General features: G+C 73.4%; 13 protein-coding genes. 7 read left to right on the forward strand and 6 right to left on the reverse strand.

The window, feature by feature from the left end:
• Nucleotide 1: 1 nt before the first annotated feature.
• From ACZ4FH_RS05610 to ACZ4FH_RS05620, 3 genes are read right to left on the reverse strand one after another with little or no spacing between them, the layout of a single operon-like run.
• On the reverse strand, nucleotides 2–421 hold the full coding sequence (locus ACZ4FH_RS05610) for a DUF742 domain-containing protein (RefSeq protein WP_467302518.1): 420 nt from the start codon (nucleotides 419–421) through the stop codon (nucleotides 2–4).
• Nucleotides 418–855, reverse strand: a complete 438-nt coding sequence (locus ACZ4FH_RS05615; RefSeq protein WP_383642314.1) for a roadblock/LC7 domain-containing protein — start codon at nucleotides 853–855, stop codon at nucleotides 418–420. Before ACZ4FH_RS05615 ends, ACZ4FH_RS05610 begins: the two co-directional genes overlap by 4 nt.
• The gene (locus ACZ4FH_RS05620; RefSeq protein WP_467302520.1) at nucleotides 852–3722 is read right to left on the reverse strand and encodes a sensor histidine kinase; all 2871 of its coding nucleotides are present in this window, start codon (nucleotides 3720–3722) and stop codon (nucleotides 852–854) included. The genes ACZ4FH_RS05615 and ACZ4FH_RS05620 overlap by 4 nt, the downstream gene beginning before the upstream one ends.
• A gap of 325 nt (nucleotides 3723–4047) precedes the next feature.
• On the opposite strand from ACZ4FH_RS05620, the gene ACZ4FH_RS05625 reads away from it, so the two are divergent.
• The 7 genes from ACZ4FH_RS05625 to mnhG all read left to right on the forward strand — a co-directional run bounded on the left by ACZ4FH_RS05625 (nucleotide 4048) and on the right by mnhG (nucleotide 11085).
• Nucleotides 4048–4479 carry a (4Fe-4S)-binding protein gene (locus tag ACZ4FH_RS05625; protein ID WP_467302522.1) on the forward strand — a complete coding sequence of 144 codons (432 nt, stop codon included), beginning with the start codon at nucleotides 4048–4050 and terminating at the stop codon, nucleotides 4477–4479.
• A 116-nt stretch (nucleotides 4480–4595) separates the two neighbouring features.
• Nucleotides 4596–7505: a Na+/H+ antiporter subunit A gene (locus ACZ4FH_RS05630; protein ID WP_467302524.1), complete on the forward strand. Its 2910-nt coding sequence runs from the start codon at nucleotides 4596–4598 to the stop codon at nucleotides 7503–7505.
• On the forward strand, nucleotides 7502–8119 hold the full coding sequence (locus ACZ4FH_RS05635; protein ID WP_467302525.1) for a Na(+)/H(+) antiporter subunit C: 618 nt from the start codon (nucleotides 7502–7504) through the stop codon (nucleotides 8117–8119). The genes ACZ4FH_RS05630 and ACZ4FH_RS05635 overlap by 4 nt, the downstream gene beginning before the upstream one ends.
• On the forward strand, nucleotides 8116–9768 hold the full coding sequence (locus ACZ4FH_RS05640; protein ID WP_467302526.1) for a Na+/H+ antiporter subunit D: 1653 nt from the start codon (nucleotides 8116–8118) through the stop codon (nucleotides 9766–9768). Before ACZ4FH_RS05635 ends, ACZ4FH_RS05640 begins: the two co-directional genes overlap by 4 nt.
• On the forward strand, nucleotides 9765–10409 hold the full coding sequence (locus tag ACZ4FH_RS05645; protein ID WP_467302528.1) for a Na+/H+ antiporter subunit E: 645 nt from the start codon (nucleotides 9765–9767) through the stop codon (nucleotides 10407–10409). The genes ACZ4FH_RS05640 and ACZ4FH_RS05645 overlap by 4 nt, the downstream gene beginning before the upstream one ends.
• Nucleotides 10406–10735 (forward strand): MrpF/PhaF family protein, encoded by a 330-nt coding sequence (locus ACZ4FH_RS05650; RefSeq protein WP_467302530.1) that lies wholly within the window; start codon nucleotides 10406–10408, stop codon nucleotides 10733–10735. The genes ACZ4FH_RS05645 and ACZ4FH_RS05650 overlap by 4 nt, the downstream gene beginning before the upstream one ends.
• Entirely contained in the window at nucleotides 10732–11085 is a 354-nt protein-coding gene (gene mnhG / locus ACZ4FH_RS05655; protein WP_467302532.1) for a monovalent cation/H(+) antiporter subunit G, read from the forward strand. The genes ACZ4FH_RS05650 and mnhG overlap by 4 nt, the downstream gene beginning before the upstream one ends.
• A gap of 13 nt (nucleotides 11086–11098) precedes the next feature.
• Here the strand turns inward: mnhG and ACZ4FH_RS05660 are convergent, their stop codons facing one another.
• From ACZ4FH_RS05660 to ACZ4FH_RS05670, 3 genes are all read right to left on the reverse strand, one after another.
• On the reverse strand, nucleotides 11099–11668 hold the full coding sequence (locus ACZ4FH_RS05660; RefSeq protein ID WP_467302533.1) for a DUF6069 family protein: 570 nt from the start codon (nucleotides 11666–11668) through the stop codon (nucleotides 11099–11101).
• 153 nt (nucleotides 11669–11821) lie between these two features.
• Nucleotides 11822–13885 (reverse strand): hypothetical protein, encoded by a 2064-nt coding sequence (locus ACZ4FH_RS05665; RefSeq protein ID WP_467302534.1) that lies wholly within the window; start codon nucleotides 13883–13885, stop codon nucleotides 11822–11824.
• Between the two features lie 109 nt (nucleotides 13886–13994).
• The gene (locus tag ACZ4FH_RS05670; RefSeq protein WP_467302535.1) at nucleotides 13995–14543 is read right to left on the reverse strand and encodes a MarR family winged helix-turn-helix transcriptional regulator; all 549 of its coding nucleotides are present in this window, start codon (nucleotides 14541–14543) and stop codon (nucleotides 13995–13997) included.
• Nucleotides 14544–14595: the final 52 nt, after the last annotated feature.

Consider the following 14595-nt stretch of genomic DNA (forward strand, 5'->3'; position numbering starts at 1 on the left):
CTCAGAGTCTCCGGAGTCCTTCGCGAACAGTGGCCAGCATGGCCATGTCGGCACCGCCGGCCGCCCGTGCCACCGTGATCGGGGCGCGGGCGAACAGCAGGCCCTGGGCGACCAGGTCCGCCAGCAGGATCTTGGTCACCGAGACCGGGAGGTTGAGATCCGCGGCGACCTCGGCGACCGCCGCGGGCCGACGGCAGCGGTCCAGGATCATCCGGTGCTCCGGCTGGAGCCTGCCCGGATGGACCGGCGCGCCGCGGTCGTCCCGCGGGGTGTCCGCGGTCGTCAGTACCGTGATGAGGCTGAAGTCGTCCCGCTCGGGCGCGGTCCGGCCCCGGGTGATGGTGTACGGGCGCACCATGGTGCCCGCCCCGTCCTCACCGTCGTCGTGGTGCAGCTCGTCGTCCTCCCAGTGCGGGGTCACACGCGCGGCCCGTCCCCACCGCCGAAGGCGTCGAACTCGTTGCGCACCGGGGTGCTGAGCTTCTGGCCGACCTGCTGGACGAGGTTGTGCATGGCGAGCGACATGATCTCGGCGTCCACCTCCTGGGAGGCGACGACGGCCAGATGGGTGCCCTGGCCGGCCGAGATGATGAAGAGCCACAGCTCGGACAGCTCGACGATCACCTGGTGCACGGCGCCGCCGTTGAAGAGCTGGCCCACACCGCGGGCCAGACTCTGCTGTCCGGTGCAGATGGCCGCCAGTCGCTCGGCGTCGGACCGTTCGATGGTGCGCGAGTGGCTGACGACCAGGCCGTCGTCGGACAGCAGGACGGCGTTCAGGGTCTCGGCCACCGAGTCCACCAGACCGTCGAGGAGCCAGTCGAGGTCCTGGTGCGTGGCGGTTGTGCGTGTCATGACCGTTCTTCTCTCGTGGGGAGGGGGGCGGGGGGTTCGGGCTGCTTCGGCGGCTCCTCGGTCGCGCGGGCGGCGCGGGACCGACGCTGGAAGGCTCCGATGGCGGCTCCGGCGCGGCGGGGGGCCGGGCTGGGCGCGGGGCTGTCGGAGGGAGCGGCCGGCACGGACCCGGTGGAAGCGGCCGCGGGGTTGATCCGCAGTTCGTCCGCGAGGCTGGCCTGGCGCACCCGGCGCGGCAACGGGGGTTCCGTCGCGGGGCCGGAGGGCAGCGCGGGCCGTTCGGGCCCGCCGCCGTGGCCGGTGGTGCCCGCCGGCGGGGGAGCCGGGTGGTCGGGCTCGGAGACCGGGAGCCGTCCGGGCGGGGCGGCGGCCGGTTCCGGCTGCCGGGGACCGGGCACCGGGAAGCCCGCGGGGGCGGGGACGTTCCCCCCGTAGGCGCCGGGGTAGGGCTGCTGCGCAGGCATGTACGGCTCCTCGGGCGTCGCGTACGGCTGCTGGTGCGGCACCGGGTACTGGCCCTCGGCCTTCATATAGGGCTGTTCGCCCTCCTCGTACGTGTCCTGACGGCCACCGCCGAAGGCGCTGTCCGGTGCGGCGACGTACGCGTTCTGGTCCGCGCCCCGGTACGGCGACGCGGGCGCGACATGGCTGTACGCGCCGTCCGGCACGGAGCCGGGGTACGGGGCGTACGGGTGCTCCGGCTCGCCGAAGGGCTCGGCCGGCGGTGACGGCCGCTCCTCGCGGGCGGGGAACGGCTCCTCCGCCACCGTGTACGGCGTGCCGCCGGTGGTGAACGGGGCGCCCGAGGCGTGCAGGGCCGTGACATCGGCGAGCGCCTGGCCGCGGCCGCGGCTGGGCAGCGCGTCGGAGTCGGCCGTCTGGGCGGGCACCGCCGGGGGCGCGGGCGCCGCGGGGGCGGCGGCCGGCTCGGGCGAGGGCACGGGGGCCGGACCGCCGTGCGGGCCCGGGACGGTGAGCGCGTCCGGGACGAGGACGACGACGCGGGTGCCGCCGAAGGCCGAGTGCCGGAACTCCACCCGCAGACCGTGCTGGTCGGCGAGGCGCGCGATCACGTGCAGACCGAGGCGGATGTCGTCGGAGTGCGCCAGCACGTCCATCCGGGGCGGCACGCTCATCAGCTGGTTGGCCGCGGCGAGCTGCTCCTCCTCCATGCCCAGACCGCGGTCCTCGACCTCGATGGCCAGGCCCCGGCTCACCCGGGCGGCCCTGACCTCGACGGGGCTGGGCGGCTTGGAGAAGGTGAGGGCGTTCTCGATGAGTTCGGCGAGCACGTGCGAGACCGGGCCGACGGCCCGCTCCGCGAGCCAGGGGGCGCCGTCCAGGTCGAGCACCACGCGCTGGTAGTCCTGCACCTCGCCCTGGGCGGAGCGCATGACGTCCAGCAGCGGGACGGGCTTGCGCCAGCGCCGGTGCGGGGAGCCGCCGGCGAGGATCACCAGGTTCTCCTCGTAGCGCCGCAGTCGGGCGGTGAGGTGGTCGAGGTCGAAGAGGCCGTCCAGCACCTCGGGGTCCTCGTGCTTGCGCTCCAGCTCGTCCAGCTTCTTCAGCTGCTGGCCGATCAGCTGCTGGGTGCGGCGCGCGATGCGCTGGAGCAGCCGTTCGAAGCCGCGGTGCTGGTCGGCCTGTTTGACGGCCGCCTGGAGGGCACTGGTGCGGGCCAGGTCGAGCGCGTTGCCCAGCTGGGCCAGCTCGTCGCCCTTGGCGGCCTCCCCGTCCCCGCCGATGGCGCGGGCCTCGTCGTCGATGTCGATACGCTCGCCCTTGGCGAGCCGCTCGACGACGTCGGGCAGGGCCTTCTCCAGCTCCTCGGCGCGTTCCTGGAGACCGCTGATCCGGCGGCGCAGGTTACGGGTGAGACGCCAGGTGAACCAGATGACCGCGATGACCGCGAGCAGACCGACGACCGTGGTGAGGACCACGCGGATCAGCAGCGAGATGACGCTGTCCTTGCCGTTGGCGACCACCAGATCGGTGCGGTGCTCCATGAGCTTCACCAACTGGGGCGTGAGCGTGTCCATCGCGCCGCGCCAGGTCGACTCCTTCACGCCGAGCGTGACGAAGCCGGAGCCGTCCGGGTCGGCGGGCCGCAGGACCTGGTTCTCCACGTCGGTCTTGGTCTTCCAGGCCGAACTGGCGGAGATCTCCTCCCACATGGCCTTCTCGTCGGCCGAGAGGTAGGGGGCGACCTTGGTGTTGAACTGGAAGGACTGGCCGGACACCGCCTGGCGGACCTGCTGGAGGTCGGCCGTGCTCAGCTTGCCCTTGGCCCAGCCGCGGGCCAGCAGGGCGTCCGAGCGCGAGACCATCTCCTTGGCCCAGAACACGTCGACCAGCGGCTGGGACAGCGTGGTGATCTTGCCGTTGTCCACGTGGCTGAGCGCGGTGAAGAGCTTCAGGTCGACGGCGATCAGGTCCGTGTAGTAGCGGTACACGACCTTCTGCTGGCCGTCGCCGCCCTCGTCGACGAGGGTGCGCTGGGCGGGAAGTTGGGTGATCGCCGAACGGGCGGCGACGACGGCCTCGCGCACCTCGGTGGGGGCGTCGTCGGTGGCGATGTCCGAAAGCGACTGGAAGGTGTCGATCGCTTCGTCGGTCAGCTTGCGCTGCTTGCGCAGCGCGTCGGTGGTACCTCCGTGGCGGGCCAGAGCCTCGGCGCTGAGCCGGCGCTCCTCCTGCAGGTTGTAGTACACGATGTTGGACGGCTGGCCGGCCTTCTGGGCCAACTGCCCCTGGGCCGCCTGCTTCTGGAAGTCGAGCAGAGTCTGACCACTGGTGACGGCCCAGAGGGCGGCCAGTGCGACACCGGGGACGATGGCCAGTACGAGCAGGGCCGTCCGCAGCGACATTGTGGTCGAGCCGCTCCGCCGTGACGCGCGCGTGCGCAGGGCATGCTCCTTGACGATGGTGCCAGCCTCACGACTGGTCAATTCCGTTGAGAACTTCGACAGATAGATATTAGTCACACTGCGAAAATCGAAAGGAAGCGGGCTCACATGGACAACACCAGTCGCTCACAGGTCGTTCATCACCATGGGGAGCTGTCCGGAAATGGGCGGTACGGCGGTGGCTCCGAGTAGCGGAAGCTCCCGTTCGGGGGGAGGCTGAAAGCATCCGTACGGAGCGGTCCCCCGCCCGTACGCGGACCCGTGCCCCGCCCCAGGGAGGCTCCAGGTGGCCGCCGAACCGCCCCCGCGCCCCGCGGTCAGGTCGTACGACGGAGACGGCATCACCGTCGAGTACGACGTCCGCCGCTGTCTGCACGCCGCCGAGTGCGTACGCGGTCTGCCGGCCGTGTTCGACACCGGCCGCAAGCCCTGGATCCAGCCGGGCGGCACCCCCGCCGACGACATCGCCGAGGTCATCCACCGCTGCCCGAGCGGCGCCCTCCAGTACCACCGCGACGACGGCGGCCCCGCCGAGGCACCGGACGCGCCCACCCGTGTCGCGCTCCACGACGACGGGGTGCTGCATCTGCGCGGCGATCTGGAGGTGGAGACCCCCGACGGGCCCCGCGAGGAGACCCGGGTCATGCTCTGCGGCTGCGGACGCACCCGGAACACGCCCTACTGCGACCACAGCGGACCCTGCGGCGCGCACAACTGATCCCAGCGCGCCGCGACGGGCGCGGCGCGCCGTACGGGTGAAGCACGCCCAGGGATATATCTGTATTTAGTGCCCCTCGCCCGCTTCGTTCCCCACCGTGCCCCCGCGCCCGCCGCATGACCGCGCTCGTCGTCTGCCACTTCGTCCTGGCCGCCTGCGCGCGCCCCCTGGTGCGCCGGCTGGGCGCCCGCGCCTTCCTCGTCCTCGCCCTGCCCCCGGCCGCCACCACCTGCTGGGCGTTCACCCAGTGGGACACCGCGGCCTCCGGCGGCGCGGACACCTGGTCCTGGGCCTGGATCCCCGCGTACGACGTCACCGTCCAGCTGCGCCTGGACGCCCTCGCCGAACTCATGGTGCTGCTCGCGGCCGGCATCGGCACCCTCGTCCTGCTCTACTGCGCGTCCTACTTCCGCGACTCCGCACCGGGGCTCGCCGGATTCGCCGGGAACCTGCTGGCCTTCACCGGGGCCATGCTCGCCCTCGTCCTCGCCGACGACCTGATCACGCTCTATGTGTTCTGGGAGCTGACCACGGTCTTCTCCTACCTGCTCATCGGCCACGACAGCACCCAGCGCCACAGCCGCCGCTCCGCCCTCCAGGCGCTCACCGTCACCACCCTCGGCGGCCTCGCCATGCTCGTCGGCTTCCTGATCATCGGCCGCGAGGCGGGCACCTACCGCATCTCCGCGATCCTCGCCGACCCGCCCGCCCACGGCCCCGCCCTCACCGCGGCCGTGGTCCTCGTGCTGTGCGGGGCCCTGTCGAAATCGGCGGTCTGGCCCTTCAGCCTCTGGCTCCCCAACGCCATGGCCGCACCCACCCCCGTCAGCGCCTATCTGCACGCCGCGGCCATGGTCAAGGCGGGCGTCTACCTGATCGCCCGGCTCGCCCCCGCCCTCGCCGACGTCCCCGTCTGGCGGCCCGTCGTCCTCGTCCTCGGCGGCGCCACCATGCTGCTCGGCGGCTGGCGCGCCCTGCGCCTGCACGATCTGAAACTCGTCCTCGCCTACGGCACCGTCAGCCAGCTCGGCTTCCTCACCCTCCTCGCGGGCGTCGGCAACCGCGACGCCGCGCTGGCCGCCGCCGTGATGATCCTCGGCCACGCCCTGTTCAAGGCACCGCTCTTCCTCGTCACCGGCATCGTCGACCACGCCGCCGGCACCCGCGATCTGCGCCGCCTCTCCGGCGTCGGACGCGCGCTCCCGTACGTCTGCGCCGTGGGCACCACCGCCGCCGCCTCCATGGCCGCGCTGCCCCCGCTGCTCGGCTTCGCCGCCAAGGAGACCGCCTTCGACGCCCTGCTGAACGGAGACACCGCCGACCGCTGGGCGCTGGCCGTCACCGTCGCCGGATCGATGCTGACCGTCGCCTACACCGTCCGGTTCGTCTGGGGCGCCTTCTGGCGCAAGCCCGGCGTCCCCGACACCCCCGTCCACCGCGTCGGCGCGGCCTTCCTCGCCCCGCCCGCGCTCCTCGCCGGCTGCGGACTCGTCCTCGGCCCCGGCGTCGGCTGGACCGACCGGCTGCTGAGCGCCTACGCCGACACCTTCCCGCCCACCGCCCACCCGTACCACCTCGCCCTCTGGCACGGCTGGGGGACCGCCCTGCTGCTCTCCGCCGTCGCCACGGCCGGCGGCGCCGTCCTGTTCGCCGCCCGCGGACCCGTCACCCGGCTGTCCCGGCGCATCGCCTGGCCCACCGCCGACAGCGTCTTCGGCCAACTGCTCCTGGGCCTGGAACGGCTCTCCCTCCAGACCACCGGCTTCGTCCAGCGCGGCTCCCTGTCCGTCTACCTCGCCACCACCTTGCTGGTGATGCTCGCCGCCCAGCTCACCGTCCTCGGCGTCGACCGCCCCTGGCGGCACGCCGCCGCGCCGCGCCTCTGGGACACCTCCCTCCAGGGCGGCGTCGCGGTCCTCACCTGCGCGGCCGCGCTGCTCTGCCTGACCGTGCGCCGCCGCATGAAGGCCGTGGTCCTCGCCGGACTCACCGGATACGGGACCGCGCTGCTCTTCGTCGTCCAGGGCGGGCCCGATCTGGCGCTCACGCAGTTCTGTGTGGAGACCGTCTCGATGATCGTGTTCGTCCTGGTGCTGCGGCGGATGCCGGTGCACTTCCAGGAGACGGTCAGCACCTGGCGGCGGGCCGTCCGCATCCCCGTGGCGCTGGCCGCCGCCGCGACGCTGAGCGTGGTGGTCTGGGTGGCCGCGGCCGGGCGCACCGCCGATCCGGCGGGCGCCGCGATGGTCGAGGAGACCGCGCACCACGGACTCAAGGACGTCGTCGCCACCATCCTCGTGGACCTGCGCGCCTGGGACACCATGGGGGAGTCCGCCGTCCTGGCCGCCGCCGCGATCGGCGTGACCAGCCTCATCTATCTGCACCGCCGCGCCGAGGGCACGGGCACCCCGCCCGAACGGCCCGTGCGCACCGCCTGGTCGGTGTCGGGCGAGCCCCTGACCGGCGTCCCCCACGGCGACGAGGGCGCCCCCGAACGCGGCTGGCTGGCGGCCGGGTCCACCCTCGCCCCCGAGCACCGCTCCATCGTCTTCGAGGTGGTGGCCCGGCTGCTGTTCCACCCCATCCTGGTCCTCTCGGTCTACCTGCTGTTCTGCGCCGAGAACATGCCGGGCGGCGGATTCGTCGGCGGACTCGTCGCCGGGGTCGCCCTGATCACCCGCTACCTCGCCGGGGGCCGCTTCGAACTCGCCGAGGCCGCCCCGCTCCAGCCCGGCCTCTTCACCGGCCTCGGCCTCTTCCTCTCCACCGGCGTCGCGCTCCTCGGGCTCACCGACGGAACGGTCCTGCACGCCTGGACGTACCACGGCCACCTGCCGCTCATCGGCGACTTCCACTTCGGCACCCCGGTGATCTTCGACTGCGGGGTCTATCTGCTGGTCCTCGGCGTCGTCCTGGACATCGTCCGGGCCCTGGGCGCCAAGATCGACCGGCAGATCGAACGGGCGGCGGCCGAACAGGCGGCCCGCACCCGGCCCGCACCCGGGACGGGAGGCGCCACCCCGTGACCGTCAGCGCCTCCCTGCTCGCCACCGCCGCCGTCCTCTGCGCGGTCGGCGGCATCCTCATGCTCACCCGGCCGCTCACCCGGATCCTGCTGGGCGCGGTGATCGCCGGCAACGGCATCAACCTCCTCGTCCTCGCGGCCGGCGGCTCCGCCGGCCGCGAACCCCTGCTCTACGGAGTCGACCTCGGCAAGGTCACCGACCCGCTGCCCCAGGCCATCGCCCTCACCGCGATCGTCATCACCCTGGCCACCACCGCGTTCCTCCTCGCCATGGCCTACCGCAGCCACCAGCTCAACGGCACCGACGAGGTCCACGACGACCTGGAGGACCGGCGCATCGTCCTGCGCGCCGAGGTGCTGGACGAACGCGACGAACTGCGCGAGCGCTACCGCGCCGCCTCCGACCCCTCCGCCGAGGACCGCCGCCGCTACCGCGAGGAGCGCCGCCGGCTGCGCGCCCGGCTCCGCGCCGACCGCGCCCTCCAGGCCCGCGGCCGCGACGCCACCGGCGATCTGTGGGACGACGTGCTGGGCGCCGACCCGGAGGAGTACACCGCACCCCCCGGCGACGGAACCCCGGACCACGGCGGCGCGAACCGAGGAGAGACCGGATGAACGCACTCGTCCCGCTGCCCGTGCTGCTGCCGCTCTGCGCCACCGGCCTCAGCCTCGCCTTCGGCACCCGGCTCAAACAGATCCAGCGCCTGATCAGCGTCGCGGTGCTCACCGCGGTCCTCGGTCTCTCCGTCACCCTGATGGTCGTCGCCGACCGGGACGGCCCGCTCTCCGTGCACCTGGGCGACTTCGCACCGCCGCTCGGCATCACCCTGGTCGCCGACCGGCTCTCCGGGCTGATGCTGACCGTCTCCTCGGCCGTCACCCTCTGCGTCCTCGTCTACTCCCTGGGCCAGGGCATGGCCGACCGGGACGAGGAGACACCGGTGGCGGTCTTCCACCCCGCCTATCTGATCCTGGTCGCCGGAGTCTCCTGCACCTTCCTCGCCGGTGACCTGGTCAACCTGTACGTCGGCTTCGAGATCATGCTCGTCGCCAGCTTCGTCCTGCTCACCCTCGGCGGCACCGGCCCCCGGATCCGGGCCGGCTCCACGTACGTGATCATCTCGCTGTTCTCGTCGATGCTCTTCCTCACCGCCATCGCCATGACGTACGCGGCCACCGGCACCGCGAACTTCGCCCAGCTGGCGGGCCGGCTCGCCGTGCTGCCGCTGGGCGTCCAGACCCTCATCCAGGCGATGCTGCTGACCGTCTTCGCCATCAAGGCGGCCGTCTTCCCGCTGGCCGCCTGGCTCCCCGACTCGTACCCCACCGCACCGGCCCCCGTCACCGCGGTCTTCGCCGGACTCCTCACCAAGGTCGGCGTCTACTGCATGCTGCGCACCGAGACGCTGCTCTTCCCCGGCAACCGCCTCGGTGACGTCCTGATGGCCGCGGCGCTCGCCTCCATGACCGTCGGCATCCTCGGCGCGGTCGCCCAGACCGACCTGAAACGCGTGCTCTCCTTCACCCTCATCAGCCACATCGGCTACATGGTCTTCGGCATCGGGCTCGCCACCCGGGAGGCGTACGGCGGGGCCATCGTCTACGTCGTCCACCACATCACCGTCCAGACCACGCTGTTCCTGGTGGCCGGGCTGATCGAACGGCGCGGCGGCACCACCGAACTCACCCGCCTCGGCGGCCTCGCCAGGGCCGCCCCGGCCCTCGCCGTGCTGTTCTTCGTCCCCGCGATGAACCTGGCGGGCATCCCGCCGCTCTCCGGCTTCATCGGCAAGCTCGGCCTGATGCGGGCGGGCGTCGACGCCGGAGGGTTCTGGGCCTGGACCCTGGTGGCCGGATCGGCCGTGACCAGCCTGCTCACGCTGTACGTGATGGCCAAGGTCTGGAACCTGGCGTTCTGGCGGGCCGCGCCGCCCGGCCAGGCCGCGGACGGCACCGTCCTGGAGTCCGACGACGACAGCGACGACGACACCGACGAGGGCCCCGACCGGATGCCCGGCACCGGCGACGAAGGCGTACGCCACCGCCACGAACCGGCCGGACGGGCCGTCGCCGCCACCCTGCACGGCCACGCCGTCACCACCACGACCCGGCTGCCCCGCCCGATGACCTGGGCCACCGCCGCGACCGTGGCGCTCGGCCTGGCCTTCACCGTGCTCGCCGGACCGCTCACCTCGTACACCGACCGCGCCGCCGCCGAACTCCTCGCCCGCGCCCCCTACATCGAGGCGGTGCTCGGCCGGTGAGAAGACTGATCACGTTCTCCTTCCGCAACCGCGCGCTGCCGCCCTTCAGCCTCGACATCGGCCGCCGCCGGCCCCGGGTGCTCGATCTGCCCCTGATCGCCTGGCTCACCGTCATCTGGGTGCTGCTCTGGTCCAGCCTGAACTGGGCCAACCTGCTGACCGGCGCCGTCGTCGCCGTCGTCGTCTGCCTGGCCTTCCCGCTGCCGCAGGTCGACCTCGGACTGCGGCTGCACCCCTGGGGCATCGTGCGGCTGGTCGTCTATCTGCTGTACGACATGTACACCTCGGGCGTGAAGGTCACCCGGCAGATCTTCGTGGACCACCCGCACCGGGCCGCCGTCATGGCCGTCCCCCTGCGCTGCCGCTCCGATCTGATGCTCACCGCCACCGCGGTCGCCGTCTCGAACGTGCCGGGCGGCTCGGTCGTCGAGGTCCGCCGCGCCACCGCCACCCTCTTCCTCCACGTCCTCGACGCCGACCGGCCCGCCGAACTGGACCGTGCCCGGCGCTCGGTGTGGCGCCTGGAGGAGCTGACCGTCCGCGCCTTCGGCACCCGCGACGAGATCGAACGCGTCGCCGCCCCGCCCCCGACCGCACCGCACTCCGGCCACCGGCCGGAAGACCCGGAGGACACCGCATGAGCGTGCCGGAGACCGTCGACCGGGCCCTGCTGACCGCGGCCGTCGTCCTCGTCGTCCTCGCCGGGGCGGGGCTCCTCACCCGCATCTGGCGCGGCCCCTCGATGCTCGACCGGGCGATCTCGCTGGACGTCTGCGCGGCCCTGATCATCGCCGGGCTCGGCGCCAAGTCCGCCTTCGCCCGCGACCCGTTCTACTTCCCGATCATGCTGGTGCTGGCCTTCCTCGGCTTCACCGGCTCGGTCGGCATCGCACGGTTCATCGCGGTGCGCGACCGGCCGCCCCGCCGCCCGGACCCCCGGCGGCCGGCCGGCGAGGACACACCATGAGTCTCTGGCTCCAGATCGTCGACACGGCGGGCGCGGTCCTGGTCCTGATCGGCGCCGCCATCTGCCTGCTGGGCGTGGTCGGCATGCTGCGGCTGCCGGACGTGCTCTCCCGCAGCCACGCCGCGACCAAACCGCAGTCCCTGGGCATGCTCCTCGTCCTGGCGGGCGTCGCGCTGCGGCTGCGCAGCGGGATGGACCTCGCCACGCTGGGGCTGATCGGCTTCTTCCAGCTGATGACCGGACCGGTCGCCGCCCATCTGGTCGCCCGCTCCGCCTACCGCACCGGCCAGATCGACCACGGTGAGCTGCTCTTCGACGAACTCGACGAACAGCTCACCGAGGAGGGCTGACCGGGACCGCCGCTCAGCACTCCCTGCGCACCGCGCCGCGCCCCGCCGCCGACAGCAGCGACCCGATCGCGATCCCGATGACGAGGTACAGCGCCGCCGAACCGATCCGGGCGGCCGGCGGCGCGGACGTGGTGAAGGGCAGCAGCACCATGACGGCGGTGGCCAGCGCGACCAGCCACCCGAAGAAGGTGCCCGGCCGGGGGGTCGCCAGGATCAGCAGATGCAGCACGCCCGTGGCCAGCAGCGCGGAGAAGGCCGCGCCCACGGCCAGCACCCCGGTCGACGCGTCCCCCATCGCCCCGTCCCCCTCCGGCGCGAAGACCGCGATGCCCAGCACGCCCCGGATCAGCAGCAGGCCGACGACGGCGGTGAGCGCGGCCACCAGGGCCGTCACGGCACCGCCCGCCCACAGCCGCGCCGCGTCGAGCCGGGGCCCCGGGGTCCGGGGCCGGGACTGCGGCGGGACGAACCCGGTCCGCCGTTGCCGGGCGGCCCCGTCCTGCGGCTCCTGCCACGCCTGCCAGGCGTCCTCGCCCTGAGGTCCCTGCCGCGACTGCCTCTCGTAACCGTCCTGTGGGTCCATGCCCGGACCTCTCCCCTCGATCGACCGGATCCCGATCGTCGAACGGGGCACGGACGACGGCGACCGGACCCGTCCGAACGGGTGAGGGGCGCGGCGTCCGCGGCCGGCCCGGCGGATCGGGATCCGGGGCGGGCCGGGCCGGGTGTCCGGCCCTCAGCCGGCTGTCGCCCCCGGCTCCCCGTCGTCGGGACCGGCCGTCAGCAGCGCCTTGACGGTGCCCTCCTGGAGGGGATGCGGCTCCTGGGCGGCGAGCCGGTCGTAGAGCCGCTGCCAGGCGGCCTCGTCGGTGACCGGGAGATGCGTACGCACCAGATCCGCGACCTTCGCCACCGCCTCGGCCACCCCGGCGGGCGCGTCCGGGCGGTGGCGCGCGTCGCCGAGGTACCGCAGGACGCAGGGGCTCTTCCCGGCGACGGTGATCAGGTCGTCGGCGGTGACCGTGCCGGCCGTCAGCATGCGGTCCACATGGTCGATCGCCCCGTCGGGCGTACTGGACCAGCTGATGCCGTCGCGCAGGAAGCCACGTGCCACCTCGGGCATCTCCCGGTGGCACAGGGGCCGATGACGGTCCTGCGCGGCCGCCCCGGTGTGCCGGGCCAGGACCTCCGGCGGGGTCGACGCGCGGTTGACGATCCGAGGCCAGTGCTCGAAGGGCTCGCGGAGGTGTTCCGCCTCCAGATACGCCCAGTCGATGCCCCAGTCGTCGAAGAGGAGCATCAGCTGCGCGGAGTCGGAGGGGCCCCAGGAGCGGCTCACCCTCCGCAGCCGGGCGGCCAGCTTCGGTGGGGTGAACTCCCGCGCCGCGCGGGTGCGCAGGGCGGCGAGCGGATCCGGGGCGGTCAGCGCCTTGGCGCAGATACGGGTGACGGCGGGGGAGATCAGGCCGGTGGCCAGGAACGCGGTCAGCCGGGCCGGGCCGCCCGCGCGCAGCAGCGAGAGCGCGCCCGTCAGATGCTCCTGGATCTTGAACTTCTTCACGTTCGGTCCGGCGAACGCCGCCTCGACCAGCTCCGGTTCCCGGGCCAGGAGTATCTCCGCGTGGACGAGGGAGGTGATGCGCGCCGCGCGGGGAGCGAGGTCCACGGCCGGGTCGGTGAACGCCGCGCGCCGCTGGTCCGGGGTGACCCGGGCCCAGGCGCCCACCACCTTCATGTGGATGTCCGGGTCCTCCCGGGTCAGCAGCGGGCCGGCCGTCCGGTTGTCCAGGTCCACCCCGCCGGCCAGCACGAGCAGCGCCTCGCGGTCGTCCGTGGCGAGCAGATGCTCCAGGACGGCCGGGGGAGTGCCGTGGCGCAGGGCGACCACGTACCGCGCGAGCCGCACGCCGGTGTGCTCGGGCAGCGCCGGCACGACGGTCCCCAGCACGGCGCTGTCCGCCCGGCGCAGCACCTCGCCCGTCGGCCACCACCAGGTCGCGCCGAACAGCGCGTCCTCCGGCGACGGGCCCCGGCCCCGGCGCGCGGAGGCGCGCCGCGCCTCCAGGTCCATGGTGGGCCGCAGCAGCCCGGGGTCGGGGGCGGTGGTCGCGGCCAGTTCGAGCAGGTGGGGCCAGGTGATGTCCGGCCGGTCGGAGTCGGTGCGGCCGGTCAGCTCGACGGCGGTCAGGAGCCGGAGCCAGGCGTCCCGGTCGGTGCCCAGCGCTCGGGCGAGCAGGCTCCGCAACTCGCGCTCGACGGCGTGCCGCAGGGGGTTCAGCTTCCACTTCACCCGGACCGTCATCGTCAGCCGCACGGGCAGCACGTCCAGGATGTCCGCCACCGTCACGACGCCGCCCAGATAGAAGGGGGAGAGCCAGGTGGCGAGGGAATCGGTCTTGCGGTGTCCGCGCACCTCGCGGCAGGTCCGGTCCGTCTCCGTCCGCAGCTCCTCCAGGACCTCCGCCCGGCCGGGCAGGGGAACCGGGCGCGGACCGCGCGGGTCCCGCTCGGGGAATCCGCACGCCGCCCATGCCTCCATGAGCCAGTCGGGGCACCCGGTGGCCCTCGGCAGGTGCTCGCGGTGCGTGGCTCCGAGGAACCGCACGGTCCGGGGATCGCGCGGCAGCGGTGGCGGACCGTCGCCCCCGTCCGCCGCGAGACGCCGCAGCAGATCGACGGCCGCGACGGCGGCCCGCTCGGTCGACCTGAACGGGGCCCAGTGGACCGGGCTCCGGGTCCGGTCGGTGTGGCCGTCGTCCGCGCCGGGCTGCGAGCCCCCCGCCGCCGTCACGGCTGTCACGCCGTCACCGGCCGGTCCGGTCGCTGATGTTGTCGTCACCATGAGTGAAGTCCACCACACGGGTCTGACAACGGAGCGTGCGCGGGCCCCTCCGGCCCACCCGGCGCGGTCAAGGGGCTTGGGGCGAACGGAGGTTGGTGAGGCCCAGGCCGAGGCTCCGCCCCTGGCCCTCGGTCAGTCCGGCCTCCATCACCGCGACGAGCCGGGCGAGGGCGTCGACCACGGCGGTCCGGTCCTCGCCGAGTCCGGCCAGCAGCTGTGCCTCTGCGGTGAGCTGGCGCGGGAAGATCGCGTCGATGGCCCGCTTCCCCGACTCCGTGATCGTCACCAGCGCGGCCCGCCGGTCGGCCGGGTTGGGGGTGCGCTCGATGTGGCCGCGCTTCTCCAGCTTGGCCAGGGTCTTGCTCACCCCGGCGCGCGACAGCCCCATGTTGTCGGCCAGTCTGCGGGCGATGGACGGCTCGGTGGCATGGCGCAGCGGGATGAGCAGATCGGCCTCCGGCGCGGTGAGCGGGGCGCCCTCGTAGACCGGCTCCAGGGCCCGGTCGAAGAGCGCGGACACCTGCTTGACCAGCCCGGCGATCTCCATCGGGGAGACGTCGAGCCCGGGGTTGTGGCGTACCCAGTCGTCACGCACGCCATCGGGATGGGACTGCACGCGCACTCCTTCGTCGGCCGGTGAACGTATTTGTTAACCGGTGAATCATTGG

It is taken from the genome of Streptomyces sp. NPDC024555 (assembly GCF_055559335.1).